Genomic DNA, 19,733 nt, shown 5'->3' on the forward strand with positions numbered 1-19,733 from the left:
TCAGGCCGCCGCGGTGTCCGTCCGGGCGGGGCGACCCAGCCGCCGGATCATCCACGCGGACAGGCCGGCGAGCGCGGCGAAGAACACCGCGGGACCCGGCGCGCCGGCCACGACCATGAGCACGGCCATGGCCGTCCAGACGACCGCCGCCACGACGTGGAAGGCCGTCTCGTGGGCCCGCTGGCGCGCCACCCGCGCCGCCGTCACGTCGAACGCCCTCGCCCACGAGGGGTCGTCGGCGACCATCCGGGCCTCGATGTCGCGCAGCGCGATGCGCTCCTGGTCACTGAGCATGATCGACCTCCTCGCCGGCCTCTGCCCTGGACGATCCCTCGACGCGGCGTCGTCGGCGTTGTCCCCGACGACAGGTCGCCCGACCGACGTTGTCGTCGGGGAACAAGGCGCTTCTGCGGGTTCCCGTCGACGATCGACGCATGGCACGGGAAGCGGTCGTCGTCGGGGTCGACGCGTCGGTCGGGGTCCTCGCCGCGGTGAGCTGGGCGGCCGCCGAGGCCGCGCGACGGGGAGCCCGCCTGCACCTGGTGGAGGTCCGTCCGGCCGCCGTGGGGACGACGGACGCCCACCGCTCGGCTCCGCTGCGCCGCGCGCGGGCCGTCGCCGCGGCGGTCGCCCCGGTGGCCGCGATCAGCGCGGAGTCCCTGTGCGGGCCGGTCGGACCGGCGCTGCGGGCACGGGCCCGGGACGCCGACCTGCTCGTGGTCGGGAGCCGTCGCCCGACCGACCCGTCGACCGCGCCGGACGGGACCACGGCGTACCTGCTCGCGGGCGCCGCCTGTCCGACCGTCGTCGTGCCCGCGCGGTGGGCCGGCTCGTGGGCGTCCACGCCGTCGGCCCGGCCGGTGGTCGTCGGACTCGCGGGCACCGCCGACGACCGCGACGTCCAGGAGCTCGCCGCCCGGGTCGTCCGGCGCCTCGGGGTCGAGCTCGTCTCGGTGTGGCCGCGACACCGCTGCTCCCGCGGCCGGGAGCAGGGCGGCGCCGACCTCACGGAGGCGCTGCTCGACGTGGGCCGCTGGGCCCAGCTGATCGTCGTGTCGCCATCACCCGTCGTGCGGCTGGAGAGGTTGCTCCGGCGCAGCCCCTGCGCGGTGGTGCTCCCGCCGAGCCTGCGCACCGACCGCCGCCCGGCACCCCGTGCGGGAGCTCACCGCGCGAGCGGCGCCGTCGTCGCGACGTAGACCGTGTTGGTCGCCTCGCGTCCCTGCAGCGGGTTGGGGAAACGGACGGCCTCCGCCACGGCGGTCGCGAACACCTCGGCCAGGACCGCGGTGAACGCCTCGTCGGGCGGGTCGTTCGACCACAGCGCGAACACGCCGCCGGGACGGAGGCGGGCAGCGAGGCGGGCGACCCCGGCCGGCTCGTAGAAGTCGGCGTGGCTCGGGTCGAGCACGTGGCGCGGCGAGTGGTCGATGTCCACCACCATCGCGTCGAAGAGCCGGCCGTCGAACGGGTCGCCGGGTGCCCGGAGCATCGCGAAGAGATCGCCGTGGGTCAGCGCGCACCGCGCGTCCGTCGACTCCGACGTCGCGGCGGGCACGAGGCCCCGCCGGTGCCAATCGATCACCTCACCGAGCGCCTCGATCACCGTGAGGCGACCCACCCGCGGGTCCTCGAGCACCGCCCGGGCGGTGTAGCCCAGCCCGAGGCCGCCCACCAGCACGTCGAGGTCGGCGCCCGACACCTCGCGCAGGGCGAGGCGGGCCATCTCCACCTCGGCGACGGTGAACATGCTCGACATCAGGAACTCGTCGCCGAGCTTGACCTCGTAGATGTCCACGTCGGACGACGGGGTCCGCCGGCGCCGCAGCACCAGCTCGCCCATCGCCGTCGGCTGCCAGTCGAGCTCCTCGAACCGGGCGCTCACCGCCCTGCTCGCACGCCGAGCAGGTGCTCGAGGGCGAGCCGCTGGACCCGGGCGAACCCGTAGCCCTGGGTGCGCGCCCGGTCGATGTCGAAGTCCTCGTACGCGCCGCGGTCGGCCACCAGCTCGGCGTAGCCCTCCCCGTCGCCGAGGGTCGGCCGGCTGAGCTCGAGGACCCGGGCGGACTCGAGCGCCTCCTGCACCTCCGGGTCGGCGCGGAAGGCACGGGCCTTCTCCCGCAGGGCGAGGTAGAGCTCCATGTTCGCCAGGGCCGACTCCCACACCCCGTCCATGTTCTCGGTCCGCAGCGGCTTGTAGTCGAAGTGGCGGGGGCCGTCGTAGCCCGGACCGCCACCGGGCGCGCCGTTGTCGAGCAGGTCGACGGTGGAGAACGCCTGGAGCAGGTCGCCGTACCCGAAGACGAGGTCCTGGTCGTAGCGCGGACCCTTCTGCCCGTTGAGGTCGATGTGGAACAACTTGCCGGCCCACAGCGCCTGCGCGATGCCGTGGGTGTAGTTGAGGGTCGCCATCTGCTCGTGCCCGGTCTCGGGGTTGATGCCGACCATGTCGGCGTGCTCGAGCTCGTGGATGAACGCCAGGGCGTGCCCGATGGAGGGCAGGAGGATGTCGCCCCGCGGCTCGTTGGGCTTGGGCTCCAGGGCGAACCGCATCCCGTAGTCGTTGTCGATGACGTACTGCGCCAGGGTGTCGATCGCCTCGCGGTAGCGGTCCAGGGCGGCCCGGACGTCCTTGGCGAAGTCGACCTCGGAGCCCTCCCGCCCGCCCCAGAACACGTAGGTGTGGGCGCCGAACTCGGCGGCGAGGTCGAGGTTGCGCATGACCTTGCGGATCGCGTACCGGCGGACGCTGCGGTCGTTGCTGGTGAAGCCGCCGTCCTTGAACACCGGGTCCCCGAACAGGTTGGTCGTGGCCATCGGCACCACCAGCCCGGTCTCGTCGAGGGCGCCCCGGAACTCCGCGACGATCCGTCGCCGCTCGTCGGGGCTGCTGCCCGGCGGGATCAGGTCGTCGTCGTGGAAGGTGATGCCGTAGGCGCCGAGATCGCTCAGCCGGTGCACGGCCTCGACCGCGGCGAGCACCGGCCGGGTGGCCTCACCGAACAGGTCGCGGGCCTGCCAGCCGACGGTCCAGAGGCCGAAGCTGAACTTGTCCTCGCGGGTGGGCGTGGCCATGGCCGTCCTTCCGGGACCGGAGATGCACCGAGCCCTCAGTCTGACGACCGCAGGGGCCACGGAGAACCCGCCGCCGCGGCCGGCGAGACGATGGACCGGTGGACCGCCTGGGACCGATCGACGCGAGCTTCTTCCACCTCGAGAGCCGCACGACCCCGATGCACGTGGGTTCGGTGTCGGTGATGGAGGGGCCGGCGCCCCGGTACGAGGAGCTCACGGCACTCCTGGCGACCACGCTCCCCCGGGTGCGTCGCTACCGCCAGCGGGTCCGCACCGTCCCCCTCGGCCTCGGGCGCCCGGTGTGGGTCGACGACCAGGACTTCCGCATGGACCAGCACGTCCGGCAGGTCTCCGTGCGCGAGCCGGGTGGCGACGAGCAGCTGCGCGACCTCGTCGCGCGGGTCGTCGAGCAACCCCTGGACATGGCCAGGCCGCTCTGGGAGGTGTGGCTGATCCAGGGGCTCTCCGACGATCGATGGGCGATCATCGCCAAGGTCCACCACTGCATGGTGGACGGGATCGCGGGCGCCGACCTGTTGCAGCTGATCTTCGATCAGGACCCCGGGGCCGGCGGCGGGGAGCCGGAGCCCTGGGTGCCCGACCCCGAACCCTCCACCGCCGCCGTGATCGCCGGGAGCGTGCGCGACACCGTCACCGACGCGGGGCACCACACGGTCGCGCAGCTGGGCGCGCTCCGCGCGCTCGCCTCCCCGGCGGAGTGGGTCCGCCGCACCGACGCCGTGGCCGCCGCGGTCCTCGACCTCACCCGCCAGGCCACCGCGCGCACGGCGTCCGGCCTGAACGGTCCTCTCGGACGACGCCGGCGGTGGGCGTGGACCGCCACCGATCTGGCGACCGTCCGCCGGACCGCCCGCCGGCTCGGTGGCTCGGCCAACGACGTGGTCCTCGCCGCGATCACGGCCGGCCTCCGCGACCTGCTCGCCGGGCGCGACGAGCTCACCGACCACCTGGTCGTCCGCACCCTGGTGCCGGTGTCGGTGCGGCGTGCGTCAGAGCGCGGCGAGGTCGGGAACCGGATCACCACGGTCCTGGTCGACCTCCCCGTCGGTGAGGCGGACCCTCTGGCCCGGTTCGCCGCCGTGCAGCGGCAGATGGACGACCACAAGCGCCGGGTCCTCGCGGTCGACGCCCGGACGCTGCTCTCGGCGGGCGACCTCGTGGCGCCGGCGCTGCTCGCCCTGGGCGCCCACGCGACGAGGTCCGCGCAGCCCGTCGCCCAGGCCGTGGCCACCAACGTGCCCGGACCGCCGAAGTCGCTCTCCGCGCTCGGCCGGCGGATGATCTCCCTCCACGCCCACGTGCCGATCGCGATGGGGTGCCGGCTCGCGATCGGCGTCTTCTCCTACGCCGGCCGCATGACCTTCGGGATCAACGCCGACCACGACGGTGTGCCGGACGTCGACGTGCTCGCCACCGGCATCGAGCGGGGGCTCGAGGAGCTCGTGGCCCGGGCCGGCGACGCGTCCGACGCGTGACGTGGCTCGGGCCGGGCCGATTCTGGCGCCGTCTTCCGAGGGCTCCCGAGGGTGTTGATGGGCGGGCCCGACGCGAGCACGCTCGTCCCATGGCGACACGCCTCGCCCGGTTCGAGTCCGGGCTCTCCGAGCTGCGCTACTTCCCGACCGCGAAGCACGTGCGCGCGACCATCGACGGTGCGACGGTCGTCGACTCCCACCGGGCGGTCCTGCTCTGGGAACCGCGACGCGTCGTCCCGCAGTACGCCGTCCCGGCCGCCGACGTCGTCGCCGACCTCGTCCCGGGCGCCCCCGGCGACGGCGACACGCGGGGCGGGCCGGTCCGGATGGGCGAGGAAGCGGTCGAGGTGCTCACGCCGGAGGCCGGCTTCGGCCACCACACCGCCCCTGGCGAGGTGCTGACGGTGCGGATTCCGCAGCAGGAACGGGTCGGCGCGGCGTTCCGGCTCGCGGACCCCGATCTCGCCGACCACGTCGTCCTCGACTGGGACGCCTTCGACGAGTGGTACGAGGAGGCGCAGCGCGTCATCGGCCACCCGCACGATCCGCTGGCCCGCATCGACGTCCTGCGCAGCGACCGGCACGTGCGCGTCGAGCGCGACGGGACGGTGCTCGCGGAGAGCTCCCGGCCGAGCCTGCTGTTCGAGACCGGGCTGCCGGTCCGCTTCTACCTGCCGCCCGAGGACGTGCGCTTCGATCTGCTGCGTCCGAGCGACACCCGGACGACGTGCGCCTACAAGGGCGTCGCGTCCTACTGGGCGGTGCCCGCCGGCGACGCCGCCGGGGCGCCGATCGACGTCGCCTGGACCTACCCCGACCCGTCTCCGGACGCGGTCCCCGTCACCGACATGGTCTGCTTCTTCGACGAGCGGGTGGACGTCGTGGTCGACGGCGAGCGTCGGGACCGCCCGCTCACCCCCTGGAGCTGAGGCTCCCCGACGCTGGTCCCGACGGGGGGTGTAACAGCACCCGACCGCCCCGTCGCTGACCACACGTGACCGAACAGCGGCAGGAGCAGGGGCGATGACCCGGGCGTTGCCGGACCGGCGGGCCGGCGAGCGGGACGGTGCCGGTGGGGGACCGTCGGCCGGCGCCGCGGCGCCGACGAAGAGCGTCGACGCGACGACGCGTGCGGAGCTCGGGGAGTTCCTCGACCGCTTCGCCGCCGCGTTCGCGCAGGGCGACCTCGCGACGCTCGCCGGCTGCTACGTCACCCCGGTGCTGTTCCTGACGGAGTGGGACGCGGCGACCTTCGACTCCACCCGGGAGCTCGCCGAGGGGTTCCGCCACGTCGTCGCCGAGCACCGGGACCGCGGGATGGTGTCGCTGTCGTACCGGGTGGAGACGGTCGTCAAGCCGGCCCCGCGGATCGTCGAGGTCGGGGTGCGGTGGACCTTCCACGACGCGGAGGGGCAGGCACTGCTCCAGGACCGGTACCGCTACCTGCTGCGGCGGGTCGACGACGAGGGTCTGCGCATCAACGCGGTCGTGGTGCTCGGCGGGTCCTCGGTGCCGTCGCCGTGAACGGCGACACCCCGATCTACGACGCCGTGTGCCGGGCCGTGGGTCCCCCTCCGCACGAGGACGACAGGCACGCGGAGCAGACTCGCGTCGACGACCCGACGACCGCCGAGCTCTCGGTGCCCGCCGGCGACACGGCACGCGACGCCCCCGCGCCGTGAGCGGACGTCGGGGCCGGTCCGCGCGGCTCGTCGGGGGGCCGCGCGGGCCGGGGACGGCGGGAGGAGGCGCGCTGTGGTGACCGGCCCTGCGCGCACCCCGCCGGCCGGTCTGCACCCCGACGGCGGCGACCCCGTCGAACCACCGTCGGAGCCGGCCGTGGGCGAGCCGGCCGACCTCGAGAACGCCCTGCAGCGGGCGATGGGGGGCGACCCCGCCGGGTTCGTGACGCTCTACCGCGAGCTCCAGCCGCGGCTGTTCCGCTACGCGCGGGCGCTCGTCGGGCAGGACGCCGACGACGTCACCGGCGAGGCGTGGCTGCAGATCGCCCGCGACCTCCCGACGTTCTTCGGTGACCTGGACGGGTTCCGCGGGTGGGCGGCGAGCATCACCCGCCACCGGGCGCTGGATCTCGTCAAGGCACGCAGCCGACGACGCGCCGAGCCCCTCGGCCTGCAGGTCCTGCCGGAGCTCGCCGACCTCACCGCCGCGGGGGACACCGCCGAGGCGGCGATCGCCGCCCTGTCCACGGCCCAGGCGGTGGAGATCATCGCCTCGCTGCCGCGGGACCAGGCCGAGGCCGTGCTGCTGCGCGCGGTCGTCGGGCTCAGCGCGCAGGCGGCGGGCACCGTGCTGGGCAAGCGGGCCGGGGCGGTCCGGGTGGCGGCCCACCGGGGACTGAAGACGCTCGCCCGGCAGATCGAACAGGCACCGAGCGGGCCGGAGGAGCGCACATGACGGGCGACCGTGCGCGCGGGCTCCGTCCGTCCCGCGCGGAGTCGGAGGACCTGCTCGACGGCGGGGGCAGCGGACCGCTGCGCGAGCTGCTCGTCGCGGCGTCCGCGCCCGCCCACCGCGAGGAGACCGCCGGGGAGACCGCCGCCGCCAGCGCGTTCGTGGCCGCCCGTCGCGACGGCACCCCGGCCGGGACCGCCGGCGACGAGGTGCCGGCGCCCGGTCCGGGGTCGAGGGGCGTCGCTCTCCGGACCGCGGGGTGGTGGCGTGCGCCGAGCCGGTTCGCCGCCGCGCTGGCGCTCGCCCTGGCCACCACGGGGGTCGCGGTGGGGGCCGCGACCGTGGTGCTGCGGGACGCGCCCCCCGCCGTGGCGCCGCCCGCCGCGTCGGCCCCCGCCCCCGTGCCGGAGGGCGACGGACGGGTCGCTGCGGGCCTGCCCGAGGACGTCCGGGTCGCGACCTGCGGCGCCTGGGGGGCCGCGGGCGCGAGCACCACGCCCGACCGCACGACCGACCCCGCGTTCGGCCCGCTGATCGACGCGGCCGGCGGTGCCCCGAACGTCGACGGCTACTGCGCCGCCCCGCCGGCGGCGCCGATCGCGCCGACGGCCCCCGGGTCGGCGGCCGAGTCCGGCGCGGCCACGTCGAGCACGCTGCCCACGGCGACCGCCCCGCGCGACGGAGCCGGAGCCGGAGCCGGAGCCGCACCCGGCACCGACGCCCCCGGTGCGGCCCGGGAGAGCGCCGAGGTCGGCCGCGGCGAGCCGGCCGAGGGCCGTTCGGTCGGACCCCCGGCCACCCCGCCGGGACGGGCGACGGACCGGAACGGCCGGGCCGAGGGCCGGTCCGTCGGGCCGCCGGCGGATCCGCCGGGCCGGGGTCGCGGGTCCGCGGGCGACGACGGGTAGACCCGGCACGTCACGCCGCGAGCGGTCGACGCTCCGACGTCGCCGCGCCGTCGGTCGCCGCGGTGCGCCACCAGCGGTGGAACGCCAGGGCGGCCAGCCCCGCACCGGCGGTGTTGAGCAGGACGTCGTCCACGGACGACACGCGGTCCAGCCGCAGGACGTACTGCGCGACCTCGATGAGCACCGAGCAGCTCGCGGCCAGCGCCAGGACCCGGGGCACCGATGCGAGCGCCGCCCACCGCACCGGCGCGAAGAACCCCAGGGCCACGAAGACCAGCAGGTTCCCGGCGATCCCGGGCCACCCCATCGTCGGCAGGTCCTCCAGCGGCACCAGGCTCAGGCGCCCCGGCACGGCGCCGGCGTGGCTGCCGGGGAGCATGGTCATCCACACCCACGGCAGCGTCCCGTGGACCATCCCCACGTCGGCCAGCGATGACCGCCACGCCCACGCCGCCGACGCGCCACGCGACCGGCGCCGGACGGCCAGGGCCCACACCACGAGGGCCGAGAACGGCAGGGCGACCACCAGGAGCAGCGCCTGGCCGGTGAACGTCGCGAGCCAGAAGTACCACGAGGTGATCTCCACGCCGCCCAGTCAACGAGACGCCGTGTTGCCGGCGCGTCTGCGGATTCCGATACGGCGGCGATAGGTGCCGCTCCCTAGCATCGGGTGATGCGGGTGCTGGTCGTCGAGGACGAGCCCTGGCTGGCCGAGGCCGTCCGCGACGGTCTGCGTCTCGAGGCCATCGCCGCCGACGTCGCCGGGGACGGCGACACCGCCCTCGACCTGCTCGCCACCACCACCTACGACGTCGCCGTCCTCGACCGCGACGTCCCCGGTCCCTCCGGCGACGACGTCGCCCGCCACCTCGTCGCGTCCGGCAGCGGGACGCCGATCCTCATGCTCACCGCCGCCGACCGGTTCGACGACCTGGCCTCCGGGTTCGGGCTCGGCGCGGACGACTACCTCACCAAGCCGTTCGACCTGCGCGAACTGGTGCTGCGGGTCCGGGCGCTCGACCGTCGGCGCGCCCACCACCGCCCCCCGGTCCGCGAGATCGCCGGGCTGCGGCTGGACCCGTTCCGCCGCGAGGTCCACCGGGACGGCCGCTACGTCGCGCTGACCCGCAAGCAGTTCGCCGTGCTCGAGGTCCTCGTGGCCGCCGAGGGCGGCGTCGTGAGCGCCGAGGAGCTGCTGGCCCGGGCGTGGGACGAGAACGCCGACCCGTTCACCAACGCCGTGCGCATCACCGTCTCGGCGCTGCGCAAGCGGCTCGGCCAGCCCTGGCTGATCGCCACGGTGCCCGGCGTCGGGTACCGCATCGACGCCGGGGGCGACGGCCGTGGCTAGGGCGCCGGGCGTGAGCGTCCGCCTCCGGCTCGCCCTCAGCTACGCCGGCTTCCTCGTGCTCGCCGGCGCCCTGCTGCTCGCCGTCGTGTGGCTGTTCCTCCTGCGCTACATCCCCGACACCGCGCTGCTCATCGTCCCCGGCGACGGCGGGCTCTCCCCCGGCGTCTTCCCGGTGCGGTCCCAGCTCCTGGACGTCTTCGCGCCGCGGGCCGCCGCCGTCCTGGTGCTCCTGGTGGTGGTCGGCCTCGGGGGCGGGTGGGTCCTCGCCGGCCGGATGCTCGCCCCGCTGGCCCGCATCACCGACGCCACCCGCACCGCCGCGGCCGGGTCGCTCTCCCACCGCGTCGCGCTCGAGGGCCGGCAGGACGAGTTCCGCGAGCTCGCCGACGCGTTCGACGGCATGCTCGTCCGGCTCGAGGCGCACGTCGCCGAGCAGCGACGGTTCGCCGCCAACGCCTCCCACGAGCTGCGCACCCCGCTGGCGATCACGCAGAGCCTGCTCGACGTCGCCCGCGACGACCCGGCGCGCGACGGCGGCGAGCTCGACGAGCGTCTCCGCGCGGTCAACGCCCGGGCGATCCGCCTCACCGAGGCCCTGCTGCTGCTCAGCCGTGCCGACCAGCGCGCGTTCATCCCCGAGGACGTCGACCTCTCGCTGGTCGCGGAGGAGGCGACCGAGACCCTCCTGCCGCTCGCGGAGGAGCACGGCGTCACCGTCGAGACCTCAGGCGACGTCACGCCCACCCGCGGCTCCCCCGCCCTGCTGCTGCAGATGGTCACGAACCTGCTGCTCAACGCCGTCGACCACAACCTGCCCGCGCACGGCAGCGTCCGGCTGCGCACGGCCACCGTCTCCGGGTCGGTCCTGCTCACGGTCGAGAACACCGGCGAGGAGCTCGACCCGGACGTCGTCGAGACCCTCACCGAGCCGTTCGCGCGCGGCACCGGGCGGGTCCGCACCGGCCACGCCGGAGTCGGTCTCGGCCTGGCCATCGTCGAGAGCATCGTCCGGGCCCACGACGGCGAGCTCACCCTCACGCCGGGCGCCGGCGGCGGGCTCTGCGTCGCGGTGCGCCTCCCCGGGTGACCCCGGTCGGCGTAGCCTCGAGCCATCAGCGGAGTTGGCCCCGGACCCCCGGCGAGCCCCGCCCCTCCTCGTCGGGCGGAGTCCCCTGTGAGTGCCGTCATCATCACGATCGTCGTCGCCGCGCTGATCGTCCTCATCGTCGCCGGTGCGAGCGTCCGCCTCGTCCAGCAGTACGAGAGGGGCGTCGTCCTGCGCTTCGGCCGCCTCCTACCGGAGATCCGCCGGCCGGGGCTGCGCCTCATGATCCCCTTCGCCGATCGCATGTCGAAGCTGTCGATCCAGATCGTCGTCCTCGACGTGCCGTCCCAGAGCGCCATCACCCGCGACAACGTCACGGTCGGGGTCGACGCGGTCGTCTACTTCCGCGTCAGCGACCCGGTGCGCGCGGTGATCAACGTGCAGAACTACCTGCAGGCGACCTCGCAGGTCGCCCAGACGTCCCTGCGGTCGGTCATCGGCCGCGCCGACCTGGACACGCTGCTCTCGGACCGCGACCGGATCAACGGCGAGCTCAAGAGCGTCATCGACACCCCCACCGAGGAGTGGGGCATCACCATCGACCGCGTCGAGATCAAGGACATCTCGCTCCCCGAGGGGATGCGGCGCTCGATGTCCCGTCAGGCCGAGGCCGAGCGCGACCGGCGGGCCCGGGTGATCAACGCCGACGGCGAGCTCCAGGCCTCGACCAAGCTCTCGCAGGCCGCGGCGGCCATGGGCGACACCCCGGGCGCGCTCCAGCTGCGGCTGCTGCAGACCGTGAGCGACGTGGCCTCGGAGAAGAACAGCACGCTGGTGATGCCCTTCCCGGTCGAGCTGCTGCGGTTCTTCGACCACATGAGCGGCGGGCCCGCGGCCGCCACGTCCGCCCCGGCACCCGCCGTGGAGGCCGCGCCGACCAACGGCGCCGTCGTCCCGACGCCCGGCACCGCGGTGCCGGACGAGGGCGATCAGGGCGGCGCCGCCCGCAACCCCGACTGACCCGAGCGGCTCCCGGGGTCCTCGCGGTCGCACCCCACCAGCGCACCGCGGACCTCGGCGATCAGGGCGAGCTCCAGGATCGCGGAGTACTCGGTGCGCGTCTCGCGGCTCGTCGGCACGAACCCGTCGAGGGCGGCGAGCACGGCGCCGGGGTCCAGGGCGACCCCGACGACGTCGCCGTGGGGCCCGACCAGGCCCTGGGCGAACCCCCGGGAGAGGACCGCGGCGGAGACGCCGGGGCACGAACGGCCGGACCCGTCGATGGCCACGAACACGAGGACGTCGTCGTCGGTCTCCACGGAACGCTCCCGGAATCGGTGTGGTGCCACGCGACTCCGGGTCCGGGGGGTCGTCTGCCGGTGATGGTCCACGACGGCCGCTCCGGGCACCAGTGCCCGATCCGTGGAGGCCGCCGTGGCCGTCACCCGGCGCGAGCGGCGGCGCGCTCCCGGGCGCGGTCGCGCTTCTCCTCGAACCGCACGGCCTGGGCCTCCAGACCGGTCAGGAAGTCGGCGAGCTCGGTGCGCGCCTGCTCGCCCTCGGCGTCGAGCCCCTCGAGCTCGAAGACCCCCCACTGACGCAGCAGCGGCCAGATGACCTCGTCGTGGTGGACACGCAGGTCGTAGATGCCGGCGTGGGCGATCTGCACGGCCTTGCGGGTGAAGCCCGGGATCACCGCACCCGGCATCTCGAAGCCGACCACCTCGTCGGTGATCGCCCGCACGGTCGCGTTCGGCGCGATCTGCAGGGCCGTCTTCGCGAGGTTGCGGTAGAAGACCATGTGGAGGTTCTCGTCGGTGGACACCCGCGTGAGCAGCTTCTCCGCGAGGGGGTCCCCCGCCACCTTGCCGGTGTTGCGGTGTGACACCCGGGTCGCCAGCTCCTGGAAGGACACGTAGGTGAGCACGTTGAGGATCGCCTTCTCCTCCGAGTCGAACCCCGTCTGCATCACCTGCATCCGCGCCTGCTCCAGCTCGTCGGGATCGACGCCCCGGGTCACGAGGAGGTAGTCGCGGATGCAGTAGGCGTGCCGGGCCTCCTCGGCGGTCCACCGGTGCACCCACGTCCCCCACGCGCCCTCGCGCCCGAACGCCCGCTCGATCTCGCGGTGGTAGCTCGGCAGGTTGTCCTCGGTGAGGAGGTTGACCTCGAGCGCGGTGCGGGCCACCGGCGAGAGCGCCGACTGCTCGGGCGCCCAGGCGTCCCCGCCGAGGTCGGCGAAGTCGCGCCCGAGGCTCCAGGGCACGTACTCGTGCGGCATCCACTCCTTGGCGACCCCCAGGTGCCGGTCAAGGTTCTCGGCGACCGCGGGCTCGAGATCGAGGAGGAGACGGGTGCTGTCGGAGATCGTCATGGTGTCGCTCTCAGCCAGCGGTTCGGACACAGGACCGCGCGGATGGGTCCCGCGATCTCGTCGGCGATGGAGCCGCGGCGTCTGGCAGGACCGAGGGTAGCCGCCGGCGGGACCGCCGGACGGCGTCAGGCGCTCGGCGGCAGGACGACGACCCGGCCGCGCAGGGTGCCCGCGTCGGCCTCCGCGTGGACCGCGGCCAGCTCGTCCAACGGCACCCGCCGGCCGACGTCGACGCGCAGCTCGCCGCGGTCGACGAGCTCCACGAGGTGCGCCAGCTGCTCCCGGTCGCTGCGGACGAAGACGCCCACCGTGCGCACACCGCGCCCGTCGTCGGCGGGCGTCGGCGTCTGGACCACGGTGTTCACCACGACGCCGCCGTCGCGCACCAGGGCGACGAGCGCGTCGAGGTCCGCCGGGGCGAGGTTGAGCAGGACGTCGACCGGCTCGCCGACCGCCGCGGCCACGTCGGTGGTGGTGTGGTCGACGACCTCGTCGGCCCCCGCCGCCGTCAGCCCCTCGCGGCTGCGCGGGCTCCCGGTGGCGATCACGTGGGCGCCGGCGTGCTTCGCGAGCTGCACCGCGTAGCCGCCGACGGCCCCGCCCGCGCCGTTGATCAGCACGCGCTGCCCGGCCGTCAGCTCCGCGTCGTCGAACAGCGCCTGCCACGCCGTCAGCGCCACCATCGGCATCGCGGCCGCGTCGGCGAGCGCGACGCCCGACGGCGCGCGCGTCAGGACCTCGGCCGGCGCGACGACGTACTCCGCGGACGCCCCGTCGGCCACCATCGGCAGGAAGCCGACGACCTCCTCGCCGACCTCGAGCCCGTCCACGCCCTCACCCAGCGCGTCGACCGTGCCCGCCACCTCGATGCCCGGGACGTGCGGCAGCGTCACCGGGAAGGGCCCCTGCAGCCAGCCCCCGCGGATGCCGTCGTCGACCGGGTTGAACGTCGTCCCGGCCACGCGCAGCCGCACCTCGCCCGCCCCGGGCGACGGCTGCTCCGCGTCCTCGTACCGGAGGACCCCGGGGCCGCCGAACTCGTGGAACCGCACTGCCTTCACGTCCGTGCCTCCTGGGAGCGGCATGGTGCTTCCAACTCGAAGCACCTACCGCGACAGTACTGATGCTTCGAGTTCGCAACAAGTAGACTCCCCCGATGCCCGAACCGCCGCACGCCGTCGACCCCGTCCGGCTCGGCGCCTACTTCGCGCTGATCGAGGTGTCGAGCCTGCTGCGGTACGCCATCGAGCAGCAGCTCAGCGAGGCCGGCGACCTGACCTTTGTGCGGTTCCAGGTGCTCATGCGCCTCGCGCAGACGCCCACCGGCAGCCAGCGCATGACCGACCTGGCCGACGCCGTCGTCGTGAGCCGCAGCGGCCTGACCTACCAGGCGGGGCTGCTCGAGAAGGCGGGGCTGGTCTCCCGCGCCCCCTCCCCCGACGACGACCGCGCCGTCGTCGTCTCCATCACCGACGCCGGGCGCGCGCTGATCGCGGAGGTGCTGCCCGGTCACGAGGAGGTCGTCGGCGACCTGCTCTTCGAGCCGCTCTCGCAGGACGACGCCCACGCCCTCGCCGACCTCCTGACCCCGATCCGCGACCACATGCGCGCGGCCCCGCCCCGCTCGTCGGCGTCCCGCCGCCGCTCCCGGCGCGGCGTGGGGAACACCGGCGCCGGCGGCCGTGAGGACCGGTGACCGGCCTGGGCGCGCCGGCGCCGCTGTCGATCCGGGCGACCCGGGGCCGGCGGTTCATCGGCGCCCTGTCCGCGCGCGCATCCTGCTCGGGACCGCCGAGAGCGCCGGGCTCCCCGCCCTCGACGCCGCGACCTGCCCGCGTCCGGTCCCGGGCGCCGTGTCCTGACACCCTGGCCGGTGACGTGAGCCTGCCCCGCCGGCCTGGAGGAACCCCGTGAGCAAGCCCCTGGTCGACCGCGACGACGCGCCGCCGGACTCCGAGCTGGTGGAGGTCAGCGAGGGCGTCCACGCGTACATCCAGCCCGACGGCAGCTGGATGATCAACAACACGGGGTTCCTCGTGGCCCGCGACGGTGTCAGCGCGATCGACAGCTGCGCCACCGAGCGCCGGACCCGGGGCTTCCTCGACGCGATCGCCCGCGTCACCGCGGCGCCGGTGCGCACGCTGGTCAACACCCACCACCACCCCGACCACACGGCGGGCAACGGGCTCTTCACCGGCGCCGCGATCGTCGCCCACGAGCGGGCTCGCCCCGAGATGCGCGCGCTGGGGCTGCCCCACAACTCCGGCATCTGGACCGACGTCGACTACGGCGACCTCGAGCTGACGCTGCCCTTCCTGACCTTCGCCGAGCGCATGACGCTGTGGGCCGACGACCTGCGGTGCGAGCTCCTGTACGCCGGCGGGCCCGCGCACACCACCAACGACGTGGTGGTCTGGCTGCCCGAGCGCTCGGTGCTCTTCGCCGGCGACCTCCTCTTCCACGGCGGCACCCCGTTCCTGCTCTCGGGCTCGGTGCTGGGCGCCATCGATGTCCTCGAGGGCTTCCTGCGCCCCCTCGGCGCGCAGACGATCGTCCCGGGACACGGCCCGGTCGGTGGGCCGGCGATGATCGACGACGTGCTGGGCTACCTGCGGTTCGTCCGCGACGTCGCCCGCGACGGCCACGCCGCCGGCGTCACGCCCCTCGAGCTGGCCCGCGGCACCGACCTCGGCGCGTACGCGGAGTGGACCGACACCGAACGGATCGTCGGCAACCTGCACCGCGCCTACGCCGACCTGACCGTGCCGGTCGCCGAGCGCGGCGGGCCGATCGACTTCCCCGGCGCGCTCGGCGACATGGTCGCGTTCAACGGGGGCCGGCCCCTGACCTGCCTGGCGTGACCACAGCCCATCGGGCGAGAGAGGAGGAGCGGGCATGGACCTGGGCATCGCGGGGAGGACGGCGCTGGTGTGCGCCTCGACGTCGGGCCTCGGGCTCGCCACCGCGTCGGCGCTGGCCGAGGACGGCGCGACGGTCGTGATCACCGGGCGGTCCGAGGAGCGCGTCCGGGAGGCGGCCGCCGGGCTGCCGGGCGCGGTGGGGATCGCGGTGGACCTCGTCGAGCCCGGCGGCGCGGAGCGGCTGTACGCGGCCGCTGTCGAACGGGTGGGCGAGCCCGACATCCTGGTGCTCAACGGCCCGGGCCCCACTCCGGGCACCGCCAGGGACGTCGGACCGGAGGGCGTCCGGACGGCGGTCGCGACCCTCGTCGTCCCCCACCAGGTGCTGCTGGGCCTGGCGCTGCCCGGGATGGTCGACCGCGGGTGGGGCCGCGTGCTGAGCATCAGCTCCAGCGGCGTGCAGGCGCCCATCCCCGGTCTCGCGCTGTCGAACCTGGGGCGGGCGGCACTGGCCGCCTACCTCAAGACCCTCGCGACCGAGGTGGCGCCGTCCGGGGTGACCGTCAACTCGCTGCTGCCCGGCCGGATCGCCACGGCCCGCGCCGGGCAGGTGGACACGGCGGCCGCGGAGCGCACCGGGCGCTCGCGCGAAGAGGTCGAGGCGGAGGTCCGCGGGACGATCCCCGTCGGCCGCTACGGGGACCCCGCCGAGTTCGGGGCCGCCGCCGCGTTCCTCTGCAGCGCCCCGGCCGCGTTCATCACGGGCACGACCCTGCGCTGCGACGGCGGGATGCTGCCGATCCCCTAGGAGGGCTGCCACGGCGGCGCGACGCCCCACCCCCAGCGGGGCACGGGAGCCCGCTCCACCACCTCGGCGGCGTGCTGGGAGTTCTGCAGCGCGAGGCGGGTGCCCCACTCGACGTAGCCCACGAAGGCCGCGCGGAACTCCGGGTCGTCCGGGAGGCCGGCGTCGTCCGCGGCGCGGTGCATGGTCTCGGCGAAGCGCCGGCGCTGGTCGGGTGTGATGTGCAGCTCGAGGTGGTGGGCGAGCATGCGCTCGTACCCGCCGAGTTGGTCGGTGTAGTCGCTCGGCCCGCCGAACACCTCGATCCACCACAGCGTGACGTGCGCGCGGTGATCCTCGGTGACCCCGCCCGGGAACAGCGGGGAGAGCAGGTCGTCCCGCTCGACCCGGTCGTAGAAGGCGTCGATGAGGCGGCGGAAGGCCTCGCGCTCGCCGGCCCACTCGTACAGCGTCGGTGGCATTGCAACAGCGTAATCACACGGGCGGGCCGTGGAGACGCTGTTCACGTCCTCGGGCCGCGGACGGGTCACGGTCTCGATAAGGTCCGGGACCCGTCACCGGCGACGCGCTCGCGTCGCACGACGTCGAGGAGGGCGGTCATGGCGGACCCGGCGTCCCCACCGCGCAGGATCGCCGGCCGCTACGACCTGGGAGCACCGCTCGGACGTGGCGGCTCGGCGGAGGTCCACCGCGCCACCGACCGCTCCCTCGGGCGCGAGGTGGCGCTCAAGCTCTTCCCGGCGACGCTGGAGCCCGAGGAACGCGTGCGGCAACGCCGCGAGCTCACGCTCCTGGCCGAGCTGCACCACCCCAACCTCGTCGACCTCTTCGACGCCGGCGAGGACGAGGCGGGGCGGCTCTACCTGGTGATGCGGCTGATCCCGGGCGAGAGCCTCGCCGGGCGCCTCGGACGCGAGGGCGCGCTCCCGCCCGACGTCGCCACGGGCATCGGCGCCGAGATCGCGGGCGCGATCGCCTACATCCACGGCCACGGCATCACCCACCGCGACGTCAAACCGGCGAACATCCTGCTCGGCGAACGCCCGATGCTCGGCGACTTCGGGATCGCCCGGGCCGCCGACGGCGCCCAGGCCACCAGCACGGGCTTCGTCATCGGGACGCCGGCCTACATGGCACCCGAGCAGGTCCGGGGCGAGGTGGTGGGGCCGCCCGCCGACGTCTACGCGCTCGGCCTGGTCGTCCTCGAGATGCTCTCGGGCCGGCGGGAGTACGACGGGACGGGCGTCGAGGCCGCGATGGCCCGCCTGGCGCGTCCCCCGGCCGTCCCCGCGCTCCCGCTCGGCCTCGACGACCTCCTGCAGCGGATGACGCACCTCGACCCGACCGTCCGGCCGACCGCCACCGAGGTCGCCGGCACGCTCGCCGACGCCGGCGCCCAGGTCCGGGGCGCGGACACGGTGGCGGGTACGCGCCCGCAGACCCTGGTCGCGCCCCTGCCGTGGTCGGGCGGCGACGGTGGGGCGGCGACGGTGGCGGGAACGGTGCCGGCCGGAGCCCACGCCGGGCGTCCGGCGACGGCTCCGCCCGCGGCGCGGGGTCGTCTGGTCGCGGTCGGGGCGATCGTGGCCCTCGCCCTCGCCGTCGTCGTGGCGCTCGCGCTCTCCGGCGGCGACGGATCCGCGCCGGCCCCGGGATCGACCGGCGCCGAGCCCACCACGGCGTCCGCCACCGCCTCGTCCGACCGGTCCACCGGCCGGACCACCACCTCACCGGTGCCCTCCGGCGCGGCCCCCGAGGCCGTGGACGGCGGCGGGGGGCCGGGACGGGGCGGGGAGGGCGGCCGCGGTGAGGGCGGGGGCGGCGGCGGCCGCGGCGGTGGCGGCGGCGGCGGTGGCGGTGGTGGCGGCGGTGGTGGCGGCGGTGGCGACGCCGGAGGCGGCAGCAGCGGGGGCGGGGGTGGCTCGAGCGGCGGTGGCGGCGGGGAGGGCGGCGGCGAGGGTGGCGGCGAGGGTGGCGGCGAGGGCTGACGTCGCGGCGCCCTGCGAGCTCAGAGCAGCAGCGGGACCACGGCGCCGAGCAGCCCGAGGACGGCGCAGACGCCCAGCGTGCGCAGGACCGGCCAGCCGCGCCAGAAGATGAGCAGGGCGGCGACCACGGCGATGACGACGGCCGTGGGCTGGAGGCTGGAGAGCACGGGCACCTCGAGGTCGAGCACGCCGAGCCGGACGCGCTGGTGCGCGGCGAAGAAGGTGTGCCCGGCGAAGTAGACCGCCAGGTTCGCGATCACGCCGACGACGGCCGCGGTGATCCCGGTCAGCGCGGCGGACAGGGCACGGTTGTGGCGGAGCTGCTCGATGTGGGGCGCGCCGAGGAAGATGAACAGGAAGCACGGCACGAAGGTCACCCACGTCGTGAGCAGGGCCCCGAGCACACCCGCGACCCACGGATCCATGCCTCCGGGGTGGTGGTACGCGCCGAGGAACGCGACGAACTGCACCACCATGATCAGCGGCCCCGGCGTGCTCTCGGCGAGCGCGAGGCCGCGGACCATGTCGCCGGCGGTGAGCCAGCCGTAGGTCTGCACGGCCTGCTGGGCGACGAAGGCCAGCACCGCGTAGGCGCCGCCGAACGTGACCAGCGCGGTGCCGGAGAAGAACAGGCCCTGCGTGGTGAACACGCTCCCGGCGCCGGTGAGGACGACGACCGCGAGCAGCGGCAGCCCCCACAGGAGCGCGCCGACCGCGAGGATGCCCACCGCGCGGCGCACCGTCGGCCGGGTCGCGTGCAGCGCCTCGTCGGCCACCACCGGGGCGGGCCCGTCGTCGGGACCGCGCTGCTCCTCGGCGGGCGCGCGGGGCCGGACGCGGTGCAGGAGCCACCCCAGGCCGGCCGCGACGGCGATGACGACCGGGAAGGGCACGCCGAAGAGCGTGAGCGCGAGGAACGACGCCACCGCGAGCGCGACGAGCCCGGGCCGGGTCAGGGCCCGCCGGCCGACCCGCCACACGGCCTGCACCACCACGGCGACCACCGCCGGCGCGAGGCCCGCGAACAGTGCCGTGACCAGGACCGTGTCGCCGGCCGCGACGTAGATCGCCGACAGCACGAGCAGGGTGAGCACGCCGGGCAGGACGAACAGCGTCCCCGCGGCGAGGCCGCCGCGGACGCCGTTGAGCAGCCAGCCGACGTAGATCGCGAGCTGCTGGGCCTCCGGGCCGGGCAGCAGCATGCAGTAGTTCAGGGCGTGCAGGAACCGGCGCTGGCCGATCCAGCGGCGGCGGTCGACCAGCTCGCGCTGCATCACCGCGATCTGGCCGGCCGGACCGCCGAAGGTCTGCCACGAGATCGCGAACCAGGCGCGCAGCGCCGCGCGGAACGGGACGAGGTCCGGCGACGGCGCGGCCTCGTCGGGCGTGCGGGGAGAGGGACTCGTGGACACGGG

General features: G+C 75.3%; 23 protein-coding genes. 14 read left to right on the forward strand and 9 right to left on the reverse strand.

Going from position 1 to position 19,733, the window contains the following annotated elements:
* On the reverse strand, positions 1 to 294 hold the full coding sequence (locus ACQPX6_RS22820; RefSeq protein ID WP_433782687.1) for a DUF3040 domain-containing protein: 294 nt from the start codon (positions 292 to 294) through the stop codon (positions 1 to 3).
* 140 nt (positions 295 to 434) lie between these two features.
* Between ACQPX6_RS22820 and ACQPX6_RS22825 the strand changes: the two genes are divergently transcribed.
* Positions 435 to 1,199, forward strand: a complete 765-nt coding sequence (locus tag ACQPX6_RS22825; RefSeq protein WP_433782688.1) for a universal stress protein — start codon at positions 435 to 437, stop codon at positions 1,197 to 1,199.
* Here the strand turns inward: ACQPX6_RS22825 and ACQPX6_RS22830 are convergent.
* Both ACQPX6_RS22830 and xylA read right to left on the reverse strand, forming a co-directional pair.
* Positions 1,166 to 1,885, reverse strand: a complete 720-nt coding sequence (locus ACQPX6_RS22830) for a spermidine synthase (protein WP_433782689.1) — start codon at positions 1,883 to 1,885, stop codon at positions 1,166 to 1,168. The two genes, ACQPX6_RS22825 and ACQPX6_RS22830, sit on opposite strands and share 34 nt — an antisense overlap.
* Positions 1,882 to 3,075 carry a xylose isomerase gene (xylA, locus tag ACQPX6_RS22835; protein ID WP_433782690.1) on the reverse strand — a complete coding sequence of 398 codons (1,194 nt, stop codon included), beginning with the start codon at positions 3,073 to 3,075 and terminating at the stop codon, positions 1,882 to 1,884. The genes ACQPX6_RS22830 and xylA overlap by 4 nt, the downstream gene beginning before the upstream one ends.
* A 98-nt stretch (positions 3,076 to 3,173) precedes the next feature.
* Here xylA and ACQPX6_RS22840 point away from each other — a divergent pair, with 98 nt between their 5' ends.
* The 6 genes from ACQPX6_RS22840 to ACQPX6_RS22865 all read left to right on the forward strand — a co-directional run bounded on the left by ACQPX6_RS22840 (position 3,174) and on the right by ACQPX6_RS22865 (position 7,894).
* Positions 3,174 to 4,571: a wax ester/triacylglycerol synthase family O-acyltransferase gene (locus ACQPX6_RS22840; RefSeq protein ID WP_433782691.1), complete on the forward strand. Its 1,398-nt coding sequence runs from the start codon at positions 3,174 to 3,176 to the stop codon at positions 4,569 to 4,571.
* An 89-nt stretch (positions 4,572 to 4,660) separates the two neighbouring features.
* Positions 4,661 to 5,500 (forward strand): DUF427 domain-containing protein, encoded by an 840-nt coding sequence (locus tag ACQPX6_RS22845; protein ID WP_433782693.1) that lies wholly within the window; start codon positions 4,661 to 4,663, stop codon positions 5,498 to 5,500.
* A gap of 94 nt (positions 5,501 to 5,594) precedes the next feature.
* Complete coding sequence (locus tag ACQPX6_RS22850) at positions 5,595 to 6,095, forward strand: hypothetical protein (RefSeq protein ID WP_433782694.1); 501 nt, start codon at positions 5,595 to 5,597, stop codon at positions 6,093 to 6,095.
* Positions 6,092 to 6,253, forward strand: a complete 162-nt coding sequence (locus ACQPX6_RS22855; RefSeq protein ID WP_433782696.1) for a hypothetical protein — start codon at positions 6,092 to 6,094, stop codon at positions 6,251 to 6,253. The genes ACQPX6_RS22850 and ACQPX6_RS22855 overlap by 4 nt, the downstream gene beginning before the upstream one ends.
* 76 nt (positions 6,254 to 6,329) lie before the next feature.
* Positions 6,330 to 6,989, forward strand: a complete 660-nt coding sequence (locus ACQPX6_RS22860) for an RNA polymerase sigma factor (RefSeq protein WP_433782698.1) — start codon at positions 6,330 to 6,332, stop codon at positions 6,987 to 6,989.
* Positions 6,986 to 7,894, forward strand: coding sequence for a hypothetical protein (locus ACQPX6_RS22865; RefSeq protein WP_433782699.1), 909 nt, complete (start codon positions 6,986 to 6,988; stop codon positions 7,892 to 7,894). Before ACQPX6_RS22860 ends, ACQPX6_RS22865 begins: the two co-directional genes overlap by 4 nt.
* A 10-nt stretch (positions 7,895 to 7,904) precedes the next feature.
* Here ACQPX6_RS22865 and ACQPX6_RS22870 read toward each other — a convergent pair whose 3' ends face one another.
* Positions 7,905 to 8,480: a VanZ family protein gene (locus ACQPX6_RS22870; protein ID WP_433782700.1), complete on the reverse strand. Its 576-nt coding sequence runs from the start codon at positions 8,478 to 8,480 to the stop codon at positions 7,905 to 7,907.
* An 87-nt stretch (positions 8,481 to 8,567) separates the two neighbouring features.
* On the opposite strand from ACQPX6_RS22870, the gene ACQPX6_RS22875 reads away from it, so the two are divergent.
* The 3 genes from ACQPX6_RS22875 (at position 8,568) to ACQPX6_RS22885 (ending at position 11,310) form a co-directional block, all read left to right on the forward strand.
* Positions 8,568 to 9,245 (forward strand): response regulator transcription factor, encoded by a 678-nt coding sequence (locus ACQPX6_RS22875; protein ID WP_433782701.1) that lies wholly within the window; start codon positions 8,568 to 8,570, stop codon positions 9,243 to 9,245.
* Between the two features lie 10 nt (positions 9,246 to 9,255).
* Positions 9,256 to 10,332, forward strand: a complete 1,077-nt coding sequence (locus ACQPX6_RS22880) for a sensor histidine kinase (protein WP_433782702.1) — start codon at positions 9,256 to 9,258, stop codon at positions 10,330 to 10,332.
* A 108-nt stretch (positions 10,333 to 10,440) separates the two neighbouring features.
* Positions 10,441 to 11,310 carry a slipin family protein gene (locus ACQPX6_RS22885; RefSeq protein WP_433788330.1) on the forward strand — a complete coding sequence of 290 codons (870 nt, stop codon included), beginning with the start codon at positions 10,441 to 10,443 and terminating at the stop codon, positions 11,308 to 11,310.
* On the opposite strand, the gene ACQPX6_RS22890 is transcribed toward ACQPX6_RS22885, so the two are convergent.
* From ACQPX6_RS22890 to ACQPX6_RS22900, 3 genes are all read right to left on the reverse strand, one after another.
* Positions 11,280 to 11,609, reverse strand: coding sequence for a hypothetical protein (locus ACQPX6_RS22890; protein ID WP_433782703.1), 330 nt, complete (start codon positions 11,607 to 11,609; stop codon positions 11,280 to 11,282). The two genes, ACQPX6_RS22885 and ACQPX6_RS22890, sit on opposite strands and share 31 nt — an antisense overlap.
* A 122-nt stretch (positions 11,610 to 11,731) precedes the next feature.
* Positions 11,732 to 12,664, reverse strand: coding sequence for an acyl-ACP desaturase (locus tag ACQPX6_RS22895; protein ID WP_433782704.1), 933 nt, complete (start codon positions 12,662 to 12,664; stop codon positions 11,732 to 11,734).
* Positions 12,665 to 12,789: 125 nt separating this feature from the next.
* Entirely contained in the window at positions 12,790 to 13,725 is a 936-nt protein-coding gene (locus ACQPX6_RS22900; RefSeq protein WP_433782705.1) for an NADP-dependent oxidoreductase, read from the reverse strand.
* A 95-nt stretch (positions 13,726 to 13,820) separates the two neighbouring features.
* Here ACQPX6_RS22900 and ACQPX6_RS22905 point away from each other — a divergent pair, with 95 nt between their 5' ends.
* From ACQPX6_RS22905 to ACQPX6_RS22915, 3 genes are all read left to right on the forward strand, one after another.
* The gene (locus ACQPX6_RS22905; RefSeq protein WP_433782707.1) at positions 13,821 to 14,360 is read left to right on the forward strand and encodes a MarR family winged helix-turn-helix transcriptional regulator; all 540 of its coding nucleotides are present in this window, start codon (positions 13,821 to 13,823) and stop codon (positions 14,358 to 14,360) included.
* A 214-nt stretch (positions 14,361 to 14,574) separates the two neighbouring features.
* Positions 14,575 to 15,525, forward strand: a complete 951-nt coding sequence (locus ACQPX6_RS22910) for an MBL fold metallo-hydrolase (RefSeq protein ID WP_433782708.1) — start codon at positions 14,575 to 14,577, stop codon at positions 15,523 to 15,525.
* 34 nt (positions 15,526 to 15,559) lie between these two features.
* A complete protein-coding gene (locus tag ACQPX6_RS22915; RefSeq protein WP_433782709.1) occupies positions 15,560 to 16,333 on the forward strand; it encodes an SDR family oxidoreductase in 774 nt (257 codons plus the stop codon).
* Here the strand turns inward: ACQPX6_RS22915 and ACQPX6_RS22920 are convergent.
* The gene (locus ACQPX6_RS22920; RefSeq protein ID WP_433782710.1) at positions 16,330 to 16,791 is read right to left on the reverse strand and encodes a group II truncated hemoglobin; all 462 of its coding nucleotides are present in this window, start codon (positions 16,789 to 16,791) and stop codon (positions 16,330 to 16,332) included. The two genes, ACQPX6_RS22915 and ACQPX6_RS22920, sit on opposite strands and share 4 nt — an antisense overlap.
* 138 nt (positions 16,792 to 16,929) lie before the next feature.
* On the opposite strand from ACQPX6_RS22920, the gene ACQPX6_RS22925 reads away from it, so the two are divergent.
* A complete protein-coding gene (locus ACQPX6_RS22925; RefSeq protein ID WP_433782711.1) occupies positions 16,930 to 18,318 on the forward strand; it encodes a protein kinase domain-containing protein in 1,389 nt (462 codons plus the stop codon).
* A 20-nt stretch (positions 18,319 to 18,338) separates the two neighbouring features.
* Here ACQPX6_RS22925 and chrA read toward each other — a convergent pair whose 3' ends face one another.
* Positions 18,339 to 19,730: a chromate efflux transporter gene (chrA, locus tag ACQPX6_RS22930; protein WP_433782713.1), complete on the reverse strand. Its 1,392-nt coding sequence runs from the start codon at positions 19,728 to 19,730 to the stop codon at positions 18,339 to 18,341.
* Between the last annotated feature and the right edge of the window lie 3 nt (positions 19,731 to 19,733).

This window comes from Actinomycetospora sp. CA-101289, assembly GCF_050955895.1.
Classification (GTDB): domain Bacteria; phylum Actinomycetota; class Actinomycetes; order Mycobacteriales; family Pseudonocardiaceae; genus Actinomycetospora.

Excerpts from the sequence above, each read along its gene's own strand:
- ACQPX6_RS22865 (WP_433782699.1), top strand. The coding sequence starts at position 6,986 with ATGACGGGCGACCGTGCGCGCGGGCTCCGTCCGTCCCGCGCGGAGTCG.
- ACQPX6_RS22920 (WP_433782710.1), bottom strand. The coding sequence starts at position 16,791 with ATGCCACCGACGCTGTACGAGTGGGCCGGCGAGCGCGAGGCCTTCCGC.
- ACQPX6_RS22825 (WP_433782688.1), top strand. The coding sequence starts at position 435 with ATGGCACGGGAAGCGGTCGTCGTCGGGGTCGACGCGTCGGTCGGGGTC.
- ACQPX6_RS22845 (WP_433782693.1), top strand. The coding sequence starts at position 4,661 with ATGGCGACACGCCTCGCCCGGTTCGAGTCCGGGCTCTCCGAGCTGCGC.
- ACQPX6_RS22850 (WP_433782694.1), top strand. The coding sequence starts at position 5,595 with ATGACCCGGGCGTTGCCGGACCGGCGGGCCGGCGAGCGGGACGGTGCC.
- xylA (WP_433782690.1), bottom strand. The coding sequence starts at position 3,075 with ATGGCCACGCCCACCCGCGAGGACAAGTTCAGCTTCGGCCTCTGGACC.
- ACQPX6_RS22915 (WP_433782709.1), top strand. The coding sequence starts at position 15,560 with ATGGACCTGGGCATCGCGGGGAGGACGGCGCTGGTGTGCGCCTCGACG.
- ACQPX6_RS22925 (WP_433782711.1), top strand. The coding sequence starts at position 16,930 with ATGGCGGACCCGGCGTCCCCACCGCGCAGGATCGCCGGCCGCTACGAC.
- ACQPX6_RS22820 (WP_433782687.1), bottom strand. The coding sequence starts at position 294 with ATGCTCAGTGACCAGGAGCGCATCGCGCTGCGCGACATCGAGGCCCGG.
- ACQPX6_RS22895 (WP_433782704.1), bottom strand. The coding sequence starts at position 12,664 with ATGACGATCTCCGACAGCACCCGTCTCCTCCTCGATCTCGAGCCCGCG.
- ACQPX6_RS22905 (WP_433782707.1), top strand. The coding sequence starts at position 13,821 with ATGCCCGAACCGCCGCACGCCGTCGACCCCGTCCGGCTCGGCGCCTAC.
- ACQPX6_RS22875 (WP_433782701.1), top strand. The coding sequence starts at position 8,568 with ATGCGGGTGCTGGTCGTCGAGGACGAGCCCTGGCTGGCCGAGGCCGTC.